Consider the following 17,253-nt stretch of genomic DNA (forward strand, 5'->3'; position numbering starts at 1 on the left):
AGGTTCTTCTCGTGCCTGATATGAAGCTTTTTGCTGGTAACGCCACACCGGAACTAGCACAACGTATTGCCAACCGTTTGTACACCAGTCTGGGCGACGCTGCTGTTGGTCGTTTTAGCGACGGCGAAGTCAGCGTACAAATCAACGAAAATGTACGCGGTGGTGATATTTTCATCATCCAGTCAACCTGTGCTCCCACCAATGACAATCTGATGGAGCTGGTCGTAATGGTTGATGCCCTGCGCCGCGCTTCCGCAGGACGTATTACCGCTGTTATCCCCTACTTCGGCTATGCCCGTCAGGATCGCCGTGTGCGTTCCGCTCGCGTGCCGATTACCGCGAAAGTAGTGGCTGACTTCCTCTCCAGCGTCGGCGTTGACCGCGTTCTGACGGTGGATCTCCACGCCGAGCAGATTCAAGGATTCTTCGACGTACCGGTAGACAACGTGTTCGGCAGCCCAATCCTGCTGGAAGACATGTTGCAACAGAATCTGGACAACCCGATCGTCGTTTCTCCGGATATTGGTGGTGTGGTTCGCGCCCGCGCTATCGCCAAGCTGCTGAACGACACCGATATGGCCATCATCGACAAGCGCCGCCCACGTGCCAACGTCTCTCAGGTGATGCACATCATCGGTGACGTAGCCGGTCGTGATTGCGTGCTGGTCGACGACATGATCGACACCGGTGGCACCCTGTGCAAAGCAGCGGAAGCACTGAAAGAACGTGGTGCTAAACGCGTCTTCGCCTACGCCACCCATCCGATCTTCTCTGGCAACGCTTACGAGAACATCAAGAACTCTGTTATTGATGAAGTGATTGTCTGCGACACCATTCCGCTGTCAGAAAATATCAAATCTCTGCCGAATGTACGCACGTTGACCTTGTCAGGCATGTTGGCCGAAGCCATCCGCCGTATCAGCAACGAAGAATCTATTTCTGCGATGTTCGAGCATTAATATTCGGTTGTGTAAGTTGAAGTAATAACGCCATCGGTGATATCACCGGTGGCGTTTTTTTGGTATTCAATTATTCTGCCGGTATTATACCGTCATACTTCAAGCTGCCGGTGTGTTGGCTGCGTTACTCGGCTCATTAGAGCCTTGTCCTAACGGGCCAACGCGTTGCGTTGTTCAACTCGCATTATTTAGGATATAGACTCGCCTTTTTCCACTTATAGATGCCGTTCGCGGCGACAGCGCTTATCAAAGTGCTTCAGCCACCAATAGCGATCCGTCACATTTTCCCGTCCACCAATACGGGCACCGGCTAGCCACAAAATAGCACCGGCAAAAATAGCCAGCAGCTCTATATAATAGAGCGAACCCGGCAAATGCAATTCAGGCAGCTGATTGGCAATCGAATAAGCTATTCCGGCAACCATAAGCAACAGACCTAATCCCATAAATGCGTTGCCTACCATCACAGCATTTCTACGTTTCATATTTCGCCTCCAGAAATATCCAGTGGAAATAATCAGAATCTTGCTGCGTGTCTCTCTGATTTGCTCATAGTATAAGCAGCACTTCTCAATCGGGTTGCGCGAAGGATCACATGTTGGTGATCAACTTCCCCTGAGTTAAACTAACGACTTTGTCAATTATCTAACAGGCGCGCTACCTCCGGTTTCCTCAATTCGGAAACGTATCGCGTGAGTCATATCGAATGATGAGTGGTATTAAACTGTGAGTGGCATCAAATTGATTGTCGGTCTGGCCAACCCCGGTGCCGAATACGCTGCGACCCGTCATAACGCCGGTGCCTGGTACGTTGACCGCCTGGCAGAAACCTACCGGCAGTCGCTGAAAGAAGAGAGCAAGTTTTTCGGCTATACCGCACGCCTGACGCTCGGTGGCAACGATGTACGCCTGTTGGTGCCCACCACGTTCATGAACCTGAGCGGCAAAGCGGTGGCGGCGATGGCGACCTTTTACCGTATCGCGCCAGATGAAATTCTGGTGGCGCATGATGAACTGGATCTGCCGCCCGGCGTCGCCAAACTGAAGCTCGGCGGCGGTCACGGCGGCCACAATGGGCTGAAGGATATCGTCAGCAAACTCGGCAACAACCCCAATTTTCACCGGTTGCGCATCGGCATCGGCCATCCGGGCGATAAAAACAAGGTGGTGGGATTTGTGCTGGGTAAACCGCCCACTAGCGAACAGGCGCTGATCGATCAGGCAATTGATGAATCATTGCGCTGCACCGATATCCTGATGAAAGAAGATATGATCAAAGCGATGAACCGTCTGCACGCGTTCAAAGCGTCATGATGGTCGTTCGGGCGGATCGAGTTCATGCCGCATTATGTGTATAATTGGCATCAAGACTGACTTTTTCCATTCTGACAGGCTTTTTGCAACGAAAGCCTGATGATTAGTGATTTTTAAGGTGACATAAACATGGGATTCAAATGCGGTATCGTTGGGCTGCCTAACGTGGGTAAATCCACTCTGTTCAACGCGCTGACCAAAGCCGGCATCGAAGCGGCCAACTTTCCGTTTTGTACTATCGAGCCTAACACCGGCGTAGTGCCGATGCCGGACCTGCGCCTCGACCAGTTGGCCGAGATTGTCAAACCACAGCGTACCGTCCCCACCACCATGGAATTTGTGGATATCGCCGGTCTGGTAAAAGGCGCGTCCAAAGGCGAAGGTCTGGGCAACCAGTTCCTGACCAACATCCGTGAAACCGAAGCCATCGGTCACGTGGTGCGCTGCTTTGAAAATGAGAACATCATTCACGTATCGGGCAAGGTTAACCCAGCGGAAGATATCGATATCATCAACACCGAACTGGCATTGGCAGACCTCGACACCTGCGAACGCGCCATTCATCGCGTGCAGAAAAAAGCCAAGGGCGGCGATAAAGACGCCAAGACCGAATTGGCGGCGCTGGAAAAATGCCTGCCGCAGTTGGAAAACGCCGGTATGCTGCGCGCACTGGATCTGAGCGCGGAAGAAAAAGCCGCTATCCGCTACCTGAGCTTCCTGACGCTGAAACCGACCATGTACATTGCCAACGTCAATGAAGACGGTTTCGAAAACAACCCGTATCTGGATCAGGTACGTGAGATTGCCGACAAAGAAGGTTCTGTCGTCGTTGCGGTGTGTGCCGCGGTGGAATCGGACATTGCTGAGCTGGACGATGCTGAGCGCGACGAATTCATGGCCGAACTGGGTCTGGAAGAGCCGGGCCTGAACCGCGTGATTCGCGCGGGTTACAAGCTGCTGAACCTGCAGACCTACTTCACCGCCGGGGTGAAAGAAGTCCGCGCCTGGACTATCCCGGTCGGCGCTACTGCCCCGCAGGCGGCCGGTAAAATCCACACCGACTTCGAAAAAGGTTTTATCCGCGCCCAGACTATCGCCTTTGATGATTTCATCACCTACAAAGGTGAACAAGGTGCTAAAGAAGCCGGCAAAATGCGTTCAGAAGGGAAAGAATATATCGTTAAGGATGGCGATATTATGAACTTCTTGTTTAACGTCTAATTCACTTCTGTTGTCTCATGCGATTTCACCGAATCGCATGAAGACTAACAAAATTCATAAAATCCACGCAGTTGCGTGGATTTTTTTCAGAATATCTCAGGTACATAAGACGCAACAGCCAGAACCCCAGATATCATCAGCACGCCGAGCGTCGTCAGCACGTGGGGGATTTATTGTTATTACTTCAGCAATCGGACTTTCACCGCTTTGCCTTTAATTTTCCCCTGCTGCAACTGCTTCCACGCATGGCGTGCTACCGACTGCTTCACCGCCACGTAGGCATGGGTCGGGTGAATGGCAATCTTTCCGATATCGGCACCCTCCAGCCCCATGTCGCCGGTTAACGCCCCCAGAATATCACCGGGACGCATTTTGGCTTTCTTGCCGCCATCGATGCACAGCGTCGCCATCGTCGCTTCCAGCGGGGTGATGCGCAGCCCGGTCGGCAGCGGGTGCCAGTTGAGTTTCATATTGAGCATTTCTTCGAGCGCATTGGCTCGCTGGGCTTCTTCCGGCGCACAGAGGCTGACAGCCAACCCGCTCTCACCGGCGCGGGCGGTACGACCAATACGGTGAACATGCACTTCGGGATCCCACGACAGCTCGTAGTTAACCACCATCTCCAGCGCTTTGATATCCAGCCCGCGCGCGGCAACGTCGGTTGCCACCAGCACACGGCTGCTGCCGTTAGCAAAACGTACCAACGTCTGATCGCGGTCACGCTGCTCCATGTCGCCATGCAGCGCCAGCACGCTCTGGTTACTGGCGGTCAGCGCGTCGTATACCGCCTGACAGTCTTTTTTGGTATTGCAGAACACCACGCAGGACGCGGGTTGTTCACGGCTCAGCAATTTTTGCAGCAGATCGAGTTTGCCACTGCGGGCAACTTCATAGAACTGCTGTTCAACCGCAGGAAGCTCGTCCACCGTGCCGATCTCAATGACCAGCGGATCGCGCTGAATACGATGGCTGATAGCAGCAATGGCATCCGGCCAGGTGGCGGAAAACAGCAGTGTCTGACGCGCAGTGGGGGCGTGGGTGATCACCTCATCGATGGCGTCGGCAAAGCCCATATCGAGCATCCGGTCCGCTTCATCCAGCACCAACGTCTGTAGGGCATCGAGATTTACGGTCGCCTTGTTCAGGTGATCCAGCAGTCGGCCCGGCGTGGCGACAATGATGTGGGGAGCGTGGATCAACGAGTCGCGCTGGATGCCGAACGGTACACCGCCGCAGAGCGTCAGCACCTTGATGTTCGGCATGTAGCGTGCCAGACGACGCAGCTCGTTGGCGACTTGATCGGCGAGTTCACGGGTCGGACACAGCACCAGCGACTGGGTGTTGAATTGCCCGGCATCAAGATGCTGTAACAGGCCCAGGCCAAATGCTGCGGTTTTGCCGCTGCCGGTTTTCGCCTGCGCGCGGACGTCTTTCCCTGCCAGGATAGCCGGTAACGCCGCCGCCTGAATCGGCGTCATGGTCTGATAGCCCAGCTCATTAAGGGTGGCAAGTTGTTCCGCAGGAAGCGCGTTCAGTTCAGCAAATGAGGTCAATGAAGTCACAGTGAAAATTCCAGATGAAAGAAGCCGACAATGATACCACCCCTTTCCTGCCACGCCGTGAGGAGTTTTCACCTCGATATCAGATTGAAGTCCGGTTCACTGTGTTCCCAATAGAAATAATCGGTAAATCGAAATAATCGGTGAATAGAAATGGCAGGTAATGCGTTTACCCCTTGCTTACCCCACGACATTCACCTGGAGTCAATACAATGAACCCTGCTTCTTTTTCCCCATGTTCCATCGCTCGCCGTCTGGCTATCCCAGTACTGCTATTTTCTTTGCATGTCCCGCAGGTCTTTGCGGCGGGCGACGACGACACCAACAGTAAAACACCGGATTGCCCAGCCGGACAGGTTTATAGCAGCGCAACCAGGCAGTGTGTCCCTGAAAAAACCAGCAGCCTGAGCGACCAGGATAAGACAAACTACGCTTATCACCTGGCTAAAAAAGGTGAGTATCAGGCAGCGCTGAACTTGCTGGATACCCTGAAAAATGGCAATACCGCCGAAGCCTGGAACTACCGGGGTTACGCCACACGAAAACTCGGGCGTACCGACGAAGGCATCGGCTATTATCAACGCTCGCTGGCGCTCAACCCGAATTATGCCAAAGTACGCGAATATCTTGGTGAAGCGTGGCTGGTGAAAGGCCGCCCCGATCTGGCGCGGGAGCAACTGAAAACGATCGCCAGCCTGTGCGGCCAAAGCTGCGAAGCGTACCGAGACTTACAAGCCGCGATTAACGGGCATCCTGAATCCTGAGTTTTACCGCGAGGACAAAAAAATCACTACCAGTGACGTTCGCCAGCAGCTTGCCGCGCATCTGACACGCCTGTGGCGTTACGGTCTGGTGCTGTCGCGCAACCACGATGTTGCTGAAGAATTAGTACAGTCCACCTGCGTTCGCGCGCTTGAAAAGAGCGCGCAATTCACGCCGGGAACCCGCATCGACAGATGGTTATTTTCCATTCTTCACTCCATCTGGATTTCCGATCTCCGCGCCAACCGTGTACGGATGGGGCAAGGATTTATCGACAGCGACGAATTACTGGCACCGGATACCCACGCGCTGAATGATGACCGTCGGCATTACCAGAAAATCATGCAACGGGTGAGCGCCCTTCCTGAAGCACAACGCAACGCGCTATTTTTAGTTTATGTCGAAGGATTTACCTATCAGGAAGCGGCAGACACGCTATTAGTACCGATCGGCACGATCATGAGCCGACTGGCTGCGGCACGAACCACGTTGGCTAAATCGGTTGACGAATCCGCCGCCGCGAAGGAAAAACGGTTATGAAAACCACGAATTTTACGCCCCCCTACAGCGACGAGGCTATCGTCGCCTGGCTTGATGGCGAGATGAATGACACCGACGCACAGCGCTTCGAGCAGTTACTCAAGCATGACGAGCAGCTGGCTGCACGCATCGCCAGGCTGCAAGACAGCAATCTGCCGTTTAAAGACGCCTTCGCACCGTTGCTGGACGACGCGCCGCAGGCCCGGATGCAAAATCGGCTTGAGCAACTGCTGGCGGCGACACCTGCCGCAGGAGAAAATCCCCCCCGCATCGGGGTTAGCCGCCGTTCGCTGATTGCCGCGTCGCTCAGTTTTCTGGTGATAGGATCAGGGTTGGGCTATCTGTCGCGACCGACCCAACTTATCCGTAGCGATAGCGAGAAAATTCGCGACCTTGAAGCCCAATACATGTCACTGTACAGCGCAGAAACGCTGCTCGATACCGACAGCACATCGTCTGCGCTGGCACGGGGACTGGCGCGTACCGCGCAGGACATCGGTATCCGTCTGAGCGAACCGCAGTTATCTCTTCAAGGTGCGGAGCTGAAAATGGTACGTATGCTGCGCTACGACAGCACCGCCATCGCCCAGATTGCCTGGCTCCATGCGGAGTATGGGCCGATGGCATTGTGCATCTCCCCTGAGCAACAGCGAAGCGCAACGGCGATCAACAATGAACAACGGCATGGAATGCACCTTGCCTGGTGGCATACCCAAGGCTATCAATTCGTATTGATCGGCCGTAATCCGGCGTCACAACTGACGGACAGCGCGCGCCGGTTGCAAACATCGCTGACATAACAGACCTAAGCCCCTTCCCTCCATGCGGCAACAGCCAGAGCACGCCGGGAGGGCTGCCATCAGGAAAGACGATCATAAGGCGCGTCGGACTTGTGCCTGAAGGTCAATATTGATCGCCACCTTGTCATCCACCAGTGCCGTAAACCGGTCCATATTAAAAGCCGAACGTGAAATCGCGGTTGTCGCATGGAGAAACAACGTCCCCCCCGCGGGTGATGCACTGCCATATTGCTCCAGCGTCGCCTCCAGAATGACTGGGCGCTGAACGTCTTTGACGGACAACGAGCCAAACACACGAAAGTGACCATGCCCTTGCGCCACCACGCGGCTGCTGGTGAAAACAATCCAGGGGTAGTGTGTGGCATCAAAAAACAGACCGCTTTTCAGCTGGTAAGTCAGCAGGCTGTTAGAGGCTTCGAGCGTCGCAACCGGGATTTTCACTTCAATACGGTCATCGATTTCTTTGGCGGAATCCAGCATAACCTCCCCGGTGACACCATCCAGAGACGCCTGCGACGTGTCGCCAAATGCGCGCCATGAAAGCTTGATAACGGTTTTATTGGTTGAAATCGTATAGTTAAGTGGTGTGGCGTGGAGCATGGGGCTTGCCAGCAGCCCAATAGCCACAACGGGAATGATGCGCCTCATAACGGGAACCTCCTCAAAGCAGACAACGCGTAAACGCTTCAAGAAGCCAATCTATTCATTCCCTCACGATAACTACGATGTTGGGATGGCGACAGGTTACCGCATCACGCCTGTCGCCTTAAAAACAGTCACGGATTATTCTGCCGGTCACCCCACCAGACCGCTCACCCGCAACACCCGCCGACCGACCGCTTGCGCCAGCACCGTACTGTGTTCCCCCACACAGCCGAGGCTAAACGCATTTTTGGCGCGGGTAATGCCGGTGTACACCAGTTCACGGGTCAGGATCGGGCTTAACGCATCCGGTAGCAGCAAGGCGGTGTGGGCGAATTCCGACCCTTGCGACTTGTGCACCGTCATGGCAAACACCGTTTCCACCGCGGGTAATCGCCCTGGCAGCACCCAACGGATGTCCGATGAACCGTCACCCGCGGGGAAAGCCACCCGGATACCCCATGCCGATGAGCCATCAGGCTGGCGCACCGGGACATGTAGCGTGATACCGATATCGCCGTTCATCAGTCGTTGACTGTAGTCGTTACGGGTCACCATCACCGGTCGCCCCGGATACCAACCTTGCCAGGCTGCCAGCAAACCGTCCCGATACAGCAGATGGGCGATGCGCTCGTTCATACTGTCAACGCCCCAGGGTCCGTTACGCAACGCACACAACAGTTGGAACTGGCCGAAGGCGTTCAAGATCTGCGCTGCCCAGCGGTCGAACTCACTTTGCGGTGCCGTCAGCGCGGGCCGCGTGTCAGCCATCTGTCGCAGGTAGTTACCGTAGCCCACCGGCGCAGCCGTAGGAGGCGGTGCGCCGAACCGGCCGACGGCACCGTCGATAACCCATTCACGCAACGTGCGATTATCGTTCGCCGTTAGCGTCAGGTATGCCAGGTCGGCATACCCCTGCTGCCAGATCGACGCCAGCGCCGCCACATCACCGGCATTGACCGCTCCCGCCAGTTGTCCGATACCACTGTGGGCCCCAAACCGATAGCTGTGGCGCAGCATGACGATGGATTGATCCAGCGCGCTGCCTTGTGGGTCAAGCAGCGAATCGTCCGGAGCCTCCCCCGCGACCTGCCGTAGCCAGTCGCGGGTCTGCGGCAAGTAATGCCCCTGCGCGGCGCGTTGACAGAGTTCCCCCATCAACGCCCCCGCTTCCACCGACGCCAGTTGGTCCTTGTCGCCCAGCAGAATCAGGCGGGAACGGACCGGCATCGCCGCCAGCAACGCGGCCATCATTTCCAGGTCCACCATCGATGCTTCGTCCACCACCAGCACATCCAGCATCAGCGGGTTATCGGCGTGGTGGCGGAAATGCCGGGTATCTGGCCGACTGCCCAGCAGACGGTGCAGGGTCACCACCTCGCTGTTGATCTGCCCCCGGATAACCTCGCCCTGCGCCAGGCCATCCAACGACAGCCCGGCAACGGCCCCGGCAATCGACTCGTTCAGCCGAGCCGCCGCCTTGCCGGTGGGTGCCGCCAGCCGGATACGCAACGGTTTGCCGTGCTGTTCCAGCGCCAGCGACTGCAATAGCGCCAGCAGTTTCACCACGGTGGTGGTTTTTCCGGTGCCCGGCCCACCGGTGATAATGCTAAAAGCGCTGCCCGCCGCCAGCGTACAGGCCAATTTCTGCCAGTTGATCGTGCCGTCCGCAGCAGCAGGAAACAGCGCATCCAGCCGCTGGCGCAGCGCCGCAGGCGCTATCGCTGCTCGCAACGCATCGTTTTGTCGCAATTGCTGTGATATGGCGTGCCGCACATCCTGTTCATACCGCCAGTAGCGGCGCAGATAAAGACGTGTGCCAACCAGCACCAGTGGTGTGCTGCCTTCCCCCGACGATACCAGTTGTGGCTGGTGCAACGCTGCCTGCCAGGCCGACAGGGTTACACCCGCCAGCACCTCCGCCGGACGCGTTACCTGACGATTGTCGCTACGATCGCCTTCCGGCGGCAACGCCAGCGAAAACCCGCTATCGGCCAGCGTAGCATCCAGGTCGAGGCACACATGCCCACGCCCAAGCTGATAGCTGACCAACGCCGCCCCCAGCAGTAACAAGGGCGAGGCATCAGGGCATTCCTGATGCAGGAAGCGTACCAGCGCCCGGTCCAGCTCCCGCAACCAGCCGCAGTCAACCCACTGGTCCAGCAACCGGGTTAATTCGTCATGACGGGTGATGTTCATGCCGTCGCCTCCGTTTCGCCGCTAAACAGGCTCTCCAGCGCGTCAATCAGCGCCTTGTCCGGCCGCAGGGCGCAGACCCCGCCGCCCGGTGCCTGGCTACCACGCAAAAACAGGTATAACGCGCCGCCGACGTGACGGTCGTAGTCGTAATCCGGCAGGCGAGACTTCAGCAAGCGGTGCAACGCAAACAGATACAGCGCCAGTTGCAGATCGTAACGGTGATCCAGCATGGCGCGCGCCATACGCGGTGGGTCATAGTCGGCAGCCTCCGCCCCCAACCAGTTGGATTTGTAGTCCAGCACGTAGTAGCGCCCCTGATGTTCAAACACCAAATCGATGAACCCTTTCAACATACCGTTAAGCTGTTCACGCATCAGCGCCGCACGCGGCTCCCCCGCCAATGTGGCGATGCTGACCTGTTGATCCAATTCGTGCGTGTTGACCTGATTGAGTGCAAACCAAAACTCCATTTCCACCTGGTACTGCGTCAATCCCGCCAGCGAAACGGCGCTACCAGGTAGGGTCGGCAACGCCAGTGGCTGATTGAGAACGGCCATCAGCCAGTCGGTCAGCACCGGTATCCACTGCGTCCAGCCTTGCCGGTTACAGCGCCGCGCGACCTGATCCTCCACCCGAGGCCGGTCTGCCGCCAACGCAGCAAAGCCCTCTTTTCCGGCCCACTCCAGCAAGCCGTGCAGAAAGCTGCCCGGTGCCGCCCCGCGAGGAAAGCTGTACATATCAAGTCCGGTCGGCAACGGCGGCAGGCGCTCCGCCGACGCTTGGGGTTCGCTAAAGGTTTCCTGTTTCGCGCTCTGCACTTCGGGCACGTCGCCCGTAGCAGGCTCAGCGTATTCGCGGTAATGCCCTTCCGGTGCCAGTTGCAGCCCGGAATAGCTGGTAATGCGCCAGCGATGGCTGCGCATATCCGGCAACGGCGGCTCCTGCCCCAGCGTGGTGGTATCCTGTTCCGCGCGATACATCCCCTCGTCCGTTTCCGGTAACGGCGCTATCTGGCTGTACGCGCCGCCCCAGGCCGACAACGCTTGCGCCAGTTGCATCGGGTCTAACGGCTCACCGGCACCCAGCAGGTAACCGGGCGCGCTTTTTTCCAGCTCTTTCAACGGTGCCATGCCCAGCCACATGGCATAACGGGCACGGGTTAACGCCACATAAAATTTACGCAGGTCCTCACCCAGCCGCTCATGGTCGGCGCGGCGCACCGCCTCGTCGCTGGCGGTCAGTTCAAGGCGCAACTGCCCGTCATCATCATGAAATTTCAGCGGCACATCCCGCTGGCTGACAGCACGAAACGCGCAGGCAAACGGCAGAAACACCAACGGATACTCCAGCCCTTTGGACTTGTGGACGGTCACCACCTTCACCAGATCGGCATCGCTTTCCAGCCGCAGTTTCAGGGTATCGCCACCGGGATTATCCGCCTGGCACTGCTCGGCCAGATAGCGGATCAGCGCGTGCTCGCCGTCCAGATGCACACTGGCTTGTTGCAACAACTCCGACAGGTGCAGCACATCGGTCAGCGCACGGGCGTTGTCAGCAGCCAGCAAGCGGCGCGGCACATCGAATTCCCACATCAGCCGCCGCAGCATCGGCAACACGCCTTGCTGTCGCCAGCAGCTCTGGTAGCGAACAAACTGCATGACCCGGCGTTCCCACTCCTGCTCGTCGTGGTTAAGGCGGTCAAGCGCCTGCCAGCTTAGCCCCAGCGCGGGGGTCGCCAGCGCGGCGCGCAGTAGCCGATCGTTCTCCGGGTCGGCGCAGGCCGCCAGCCAGCAGTGCAATTCACCGGCCTGCGGGCTGTCGAAGACCGACTCCCGGTCCGACAGATACACGCTGCGCACGCCACGGGCGGACAACTGCGCCCGCACCGCCATCGCCTCACGCCCGGTATTAACCAACACCGCCATGTCCCCCGGCCTGACCGGGCGCAACGGCTGCCCCGGTGCGGCAAAACCGGCCCGACCCTGCCCACCGAGTTGCAGCAATCGCACCATTTCGCGGGCGCAACCGGCAGCCATACGCTGGCGGTATTCCGCCGACGACAACGGTGCGCCGTCGGTCGGCAGCGTCCAGCAGGTCAGCGCGGCGGCGTCAGCGCCTTCCAGCACCCAGGCCTCGTCGCGCCCGTTGGTCTGCACCGGCAAAAACGGCACCGGATTACTGCCGTCCGTGTGTCGAAACAGAAACGCGCCCGCGCCGTCGGCACGGTTTTCCGCCTGCATAAACACCTGATTGACGGCACCGACCATCGCCTGCGTCGAGCGGAAATTGGTGCCCAGCGTGTAATGCCGCCCATCGGTATCGCGGCGAGCGCGCAAATAGGTGTAGATATCAGCACCGCGAAACGCGTAAATCGCCTGTTTCGGGTCGCCGATCAGGATTAACCCTTGCTGCGGGTCGTTGTCCGCCACCCGGTACAAGATATCGAAAATACGGTATTGCAGCGGGTCGGTGTCCTGAAATTCGTCGATCATCGCCACCGGGAACTGACGGCGAATACGCTGCGCCAACCGCTCGCCGTTGTCACCGCGCAACGCAGCATCGAGCCGGGTCAGCAGATCCTGAAACCCCATTTGCGCCCGGCTCGCCTGCTCGTGCTGGAAGCGCTGACTTATCCAGCGACAGGCGTGTCGCAGTAACTGGCTACGCGGTTCCGGCAGCGCGTCTAACTGCTGTTGCAACGTCTCCATCGCGGTCAATGCCGGGTGTTGCGGTGCCTCATCGGGAGTTTTCCACGCCTCCCGCAGCCCTTGCGGGGTGAGCCGCGTCCAACCCGTGCCGATATCCAACGTTGTCTCGTCGCTGGTGGCCCAGTGTTGTAACTTATCCAGCCACGGCTCGAAATAACGGGCTTGCAGCTTGTGTCCGTTGACCTGCTTCTGTGCCACCGCTGCATTCAGCAGGTCGCGCAATTCGCCGCACCACTGCGGCCAGGGCGCTTTTAGCGCCGCCAGCTGGCGTATTTTCTCTTCGCGGACCGCGCTGAAAATCTGTGCGGGCAGGTCATCAATGCCGATCTCGTCGGCATATTCCAGCAACGGCGTCACACTGTGATAAAAGCGTTCCGGCGACGGCCAGCTATCGCGCAGTTCCAGCACATCGCGGGCATCGAGCGGGAAAAAGAACGTCCGCCAGTAATCACGCACCACCTCCAGCAGCAAGTCGCTCTGGTCGGTTTCCAGCGTCTGGTTAAACAGGCTGCCGCTGTCAAAAGCGTGTTCGCCCAGCATCCGATTACACCAACCGTGGATGGTGGATACCGCCGCTTCATCCATCCATTCGGCGGCCAGTTGCAATTTGCGCGCGCAGTCCGGCCAGTGTTCCGGCGGGTAGTCGGCGCGCAGTTCCTGCAACAGCGGATCGACCGCCTCATCCTTGCCATCCGGCTGAAAGTAAGCCGCCGCCTGCGCCAGCCGGGCGCGAATACGGTCGCGCAGCTCGCGGGTGGCGGCATCGGTAAAGGTCACCACCAGAATGTCCGGCGGGTTGAGCGGGCGGGAAAACGCTTGTTCGTCACCGTGCCCCAGCACCAGCCGCACATACAGCATGGCGATGGTGAAGGTCTTTCCGGTGCCAGCACTGGCTTCGATCAGGCGGCTGCCGGAAAGCGGAAAACGCAGCACATCCAGCACCGAGGGTAACGCTTGCGCCGTCATGACTGGCCTCCTGTTTTTTTATTTTTCGCCGACGCCGCTTTCAGCGTCTGGTACAGCGGCGCCAGCAATAGCTGCGTCCAGCGGGCGAATTCGCCGTTGGCCCACAGCGCGCCAAAGGTGGGATAAGCACGATTCAAATAAAGATTGTCCACAGACTCGGCGAATTTTTTATTTTTCGGGTCATGTTCTTCATAACACTGGCGCGCCGCCTTGCCCGCCTCGCTGTCCACGGGTTGTTCCGGTTCACCACCCGCCTCCAGCCAGCGAAATCCGCTCTTCACCGCCAGTGGCAGCGGGTAACACATTCCCTCCTGCCAGGCGTCTATCAGCGTCTGCCAGTAGGCTTTCGCCTGCTCAGGCGACAGTGGCGGCAGGTGCACGGTGCCATTCTTGCTGACCAGCGTGCTGTGCAACGGTTTCCCGTCAAGATGCCCAGCCAGATGCACCACCCAGAACGGCACCAGCTTGTCGAAGCGGTAGCTACGCTGTGTGGAATTCAGTAGCCCGCCGCTTTCCAGCACCAGCCGACAACGGTTGCCCTGCTCATCGGTGCGCAGCTCGTTCAGCCAGTCTTCCAGCGGGACATCCGGCAGCGACAGCGCTTCGTCCGCCACCGATAGCGGCCATTTTTCCCGTTCCTGCTCATAGCGGGTGAACAGGTCCGCCATCGGCTCCGCCAAGTCCTGCTCCAGCACGGCGGTAAAGCCGCCCGGTGCCAGTTCACCGCGCCGGGCGATGCGCGCCAGTTGCTCCGCCAGCGCTTGCTCACGGGGAATATGCTGACGCAACGCCGCTTTCTGCACCTGGATCAACTCATGTTGCAGCCGCCAGTTTTCCAGCGCATCAATGGCAAACGGTTCCTGATCCTGACTGGTGGCGTCTTCCTGCTCGAACCAGACGTTAAGGCGCAGACGAAAGAAACTGCGCACCGGGTCACGGACGAAATCCGCCAACTGACGCAGTGTCAGTACACCATCCTGCTGATACGCATCCAGCGCAGCATTCTGCGCGAGGACGTTTTGTGGCAACAGACCGGCGCGCCATTCGCGGGCATAGCTGAACAACGGGCTACCGGCGGTAAAATAGTCCGGGCTGAATGGCTGCAACCGGTGTTCCACCGTCAGCGCCGACAGCACCGCTTGCCCGTCGGTGGTTTGCCAACCGTTGCTCAGATGATCGCGCAATTGCGCCACCAATACCGAGGGTGGCCGTTCGCTGTTGTCGTGGATACTGCGCCCGACCCAACTGATGTACAGCCGCTCACGCGCCGACAGCAGCGCCTCCAGAAACAGATAGCGGTCGTCTTCGCGTCGGGAACGGTCGCCGGGGCGGTAATCCTGCCCCATCAGGTCGAAGTCCAGCGGCACCCGGTTACGGGGGTAGTCGCCATCGTTCATACCCAGCAGGCAGACGTGACGAAACGGGATGGCGCGCATCGGCATCAGCGTGGCGAAGGTGACGGCACCGGCAAAAAACGGCTGGGTCAGGCTCGACTGTTCAAACAACCCCAGCCAGTGTTCCCGCACCACCGACAACGGCAATGCCTGTTCCAGCGCCACCGATTCGCACGCCTCCAGCCAATTCTGCAACCCTTCATCCAGTTGCAGCAGCATGAAGCCATCTTCGCCCTCATCCGCCGCAAAAAACGTACTCAGCAGCGTGCGTAACCGCTCGCCCCACTGCGCAGGTGTCGCGGGCTGGCAGAGCTGCTGCCAACTGTGGTCCAGCCGGTCGAGCAGTAACGCTAGTTGACCGGCCAGCACCGCATCCAGCCCGCCGATTTCATCCAACGGTTCAATATCCCGCCAGGCCTCACCCGTCCCCACCGCGTACCCCAGCAGCATACGCCGCAGGCCGAAAAACCAGCTGTTTTGCTCCGGCGCGTCCGGCAAGTCGAGGCTCTGTCGCTGGCGGGCATGTAGCCCCCAGCGCACGTTGGCGGCCCGAATCCAGCGTTGTAACAGCGGTAACTGCGCTTCGGTGATGGCAAAACGCTGGCGTACCGCGGGCACCTCCAGCAAATCCAGCACGTCGCTCACCGCCACGCGCGACTGCGGCAAATGCAACAACCGCTCCAGCGCCGCCAGCAGCAGGTTGTTCTGGCGCGGTCCCCGGTCTGCTACGCTGAACGGGATATAGCGCGAATCCTGCCGGTCGGTCAGCCCAAATACCGCCTGAATATGCGGCGCATAGCCGTTGATGTCCGGCACCATCACAATCACATCGCGCGGGCGCAACGTCGGGTCGGCGGCAAACGCCGCCAGCAGTTGATCGTGCAGTACTTCGACTTCGCGCTGTGCGCTGTGCGCGACATGAAAGCGGATCGACGCATCCTGATGCGGATCGAAGGTCGGCCAGCGCGCCCGGCTTTCCGCCAGCGGACGCAAATCTCGGATATCGTCCTGTAACTGATTGAGCAAACACCCTTCGCCGTTGCTGTCGAACAGGTCGATGCGTGAAATGACGGGTTGCAATAGCGGTTCGTACTGCTCACGCTGGTCATACTCGTCCAGCAAGCCGATGTAATCCCGCCCCTGTTTACCCCAGGCCGCCAGCAGCGGATGGGCATGTTGGTGCAGTTCCTCCAGCGCGATCGTCTCCGGCATACCGGGTTTACGTTGCTGGCGGGCGCGTTCGGCGCGCAGCAAATCCTTGTCGGCGATGATGTTGCCCCAATAGTGCTCGCACGGGTTGTGCACGCACATGAAGATCTGGGTCCAGCGGCCGATGGCCGCCAGCAGCTCCAGCGCTTGTTGCGGTAACGATGAAATGCCAAACACCATCACCCGTGACGGCAGCCCCGCCGGACGGTCGGCGTCGCCCCGCCGCTGAACCTCGTCCAGAAAACGCCGATGCAGTGCCGCACGGCTGGTGCCGGATAACACCTCGCCGGTATCCTGTAGCAGTGCCCGCCACAGCAGCGGCTGCCAGCGCTGGTCGTCCGGCAACGGTTCTACGCCGCGCCGACTGGTCACCAGCACATCCTGCCCGGCAGCCCAGGCTGCCAGCCAATCGGCGCGATACACCTGATACTGGTCAAACAGGTCGGCCAGCCGCTCCGCCAACTGATAGCGCTTACGCAAGTCGGCGTCCTGTTGCAGAAAACGCGCCAACGCGGCAAATTCGGATTGTTCAAGCAGATCCGGCAGCAGCCGTACCAGCCGCCACACCAGCAGAGATTTATCGAACGGCGAGGTTTCCGGCACCTGATCGTGGCCCAGCACCGCCCGGTAGACTTGCCAGAAAAAGCGCGACGGCAACTGCACATCCAGCGCGGCGGCGATGCCGCATCCGCCCTCGCGGGGATCGCGCGCCAGCGCCAGTTTCAGCCACTGTCCGATGCCGTTGCTCTGTACCAGAATCAGCTCGTTTTCAAGCCCAGCCAATGGATGGGCCGCCATCCACGACACCAGCACGTTGCGCAGGGCTTCAGGATGGTTGCTGTGAATCGCCATCAAACCGGGTTGTAGCCTGTTTTTGCTCATCGCTCTCTCTGCTCGTTGCCACACCGGTGTACCGAATAACGGTACAATCAGTAAATATCTTAGCATTCATGAGATTGGCTGGGATACCGTGAAGCAAA

At 58.7% G+C, this 17,253-nt stretch carries 12 protein-coding genes; 6 read left to right on the forward strand and 6 right to left on the reverse strand.

Annotated features, from left to right (window positions below):
- Window positions 1-11 precede the first annotated feature (11 nt).
- Entirely contained in the window at window positions 12-959 is a 948-nt protein-coding gene (gene prs / locus OB87_RS07565) for a ribose-phosphate diphosphokinase (protein WP_012769780.1), read from the forward strand.
- A 215-nt stretch (window positions 960-1,174) separates the two neighbouring features.
- On the opposite strand, the gene ychH is transcribed toward prs, so the two are convergent.
- Window positions 1,175-1,444, reverse strand: coding sequence for a stress-induced protein YchH (gene ychH, locus OB87_RS07570; RefSeq protein ID WP_033568834.1), 270 nt, complete (start codon window positions 1,442-1,444; stop codon window positions 1,175-1,177).
- Between the two features lie 241 nt (window positions 1,445-1,685).
- Here ychH and pth point away from each other — a divergent pair, with 241 nt between their 5' ends.
- Together pth and ychF are read left to right on the forward strand one after the other, a co-directional pair.
- Window positions 1,686-2,273, forward strand: a complete 588-nt coding sequence (gene pth / locus OB87_RS07575) for an aminoacyl-tRNA hydrolase (RefSeq protein WP_033568835.1) — start codon at window positions 1,686-1,688, stop codon at window positions 2,271-2,273.
- A 129-nt stretch (window positions 2,274-2,402) separates the two neighbouring features.
- Window positions 2,403-3,494 carry a redox-regulated ATPase YchF gene (ychF, locus tag OB87_RS07580; protein WP_033568836.1) on the forward strand — a complete coding sequence of 364 codons (1,092 nt, stop codon included), beginning with the start codon at window positions 2,403-2,405 and terminating at the stop codon, window positions 3,492-3,494.
- A gap of 179 nt (window positions 3,495-3,673) precedes the next feature.
- Here the strand turns inward: ychF and dbpA are convergent, their stop codons facing one another.
- The gene (dbpA, locus tag OB87_RS07585; RefSeq protein WP_033568862.1) at window positions 3,674-5,047 is read right to left on the reverse strand and encodes an ATP-dependent RNA helicase DbpA; all 1,374 of its coding nucleotides are present in this window, start codon (window positions 5,045-5,047) and stop codon (window positions 3,674-3,676) included.
- Window positions 5,048-5,265: 218 nt separating this feature from the next.
- On the opposite strand from dbpA, the gene OB87_RS07590 reads away from it, so the two are divergent.
- Genes OB87_RS07590 through OB87_RS07600 form a run of 3 tightly spaced genes read left to right on the forward strand, consistent with a single transcriptional unit; the run spans window position 5,266 to window position 7,155 of the window.
- Window positions 5,266-5,817, forward strand: a complete 552-nt coding sequence (locus tag OB87_RS07590) for a tetratricopeptide repeat protein (protein ID WP_033568837.1) — start codon at window positions 5,266-5,268, stop codon at window positions 5,815-5,817.
- 22 nt (window positions 5,818-5,839) lie between these two features.
- Window positions 5,840-6,355 carry a sigma-70 family RNA polymerase sigma factor gene (locus OB87_RS07595; protein ID WP_200884281.1) on the forward strand — a complete coding sequence of 172 codons (516 nt, stop codon included), beginning with the start codon at window positions 5,840-5,842 and terminating at the stop codon, window positions 6,353-6,355.
- The gene (locus OB87_RS07600) at window positions 6,352-7,155 is read left to right on the forward strand and encodes an anti-sigma factor family protein (RefSeq protein ID WP_033568839.1); all 804 of its coding nucleotides are present in this window, start codon (window positions 6,352-6,354) and stop codon (window positions 7,153-7,155) included. The genes OB87_RS07595 and OB87_RS07600 overlap by 4 nt, the downstream gene beginning before the upstream one ends.
- Before the next feature lie 72 nt (window positions 7,156-7,227).
- On the opposite strand, the gene OB87_RS07605 is transcribed toward OB87_RS07600, so the two are convergent.
- The 4 genes from OB87_RS07605 to recC all read right to left on the reverse strand — a co-directional run bounded on the left by OB87_RS07605 (window position 7,228) and on the right by recC (window position 17,155).
- On the reverse strand, window positions 7,228-7,803 hold the full coding sequence (locus OB87_RS07605; RefSeq protein WP_033568840.1) for a YceI family protein: 576 nt from the start codon (window positions 7,801-7,803) through the stop codon (window positions 7,228-7,230).
- A 147-nt stretch (window positions 7,804-7,950) separates the two neighbouring features.
- Window positions 7,951-9,996: an exodeoxyribonuclease V subunit alpha gene (gene recD, locus OB87_RS07610; protein ID WP_033568841.1), complete on the reverse strand. Its 2,046-nt coding sequence runs from the start codon at window positions 9,994-9,996 to the stop codon at window positions 7,951-7,953.
- Window positions 9,993-13,670 (reverse strand): exodeoxyribonuclease V subunit beta, encoded by a 3,678-nt coding sequence (gene recB / locus OB87_RS07615; protein ID WP_033568842.1) that lies wholly within the window; start codon window positions 13,668-13,670, stop codon window positions 9,993-9,995. Before recB ends, recD begins: the two co-directional genes overlap by 4 nt.
- On the reverse strand, window positions 13,667-17,155 hold the full coding sequence (gene recC / locus OB87_RS07620) for an exodeoxyribonuclease V subunit gamma (protein ID WP_033568843.1): 3,489 nt from the start codon (window positions 17,153-17,155) through the stop codon (window positions 13,667-13,669). Before recC ends, recB begins: the two co-directional genes overlap by 4 nt.
- Window positions 17,156-17,253: the final 98 nt, after the last annotated feature.

Origin of the sequence: Dickeya undicola, from assembly GCF_000784735.1 — a bacterium.
GTDB lineage: Bacteria > Pseudomonadota > Gammaproteobacteria > Enterobacterales > Enterobacteriaceae > Dickeya > Dickeya undicola.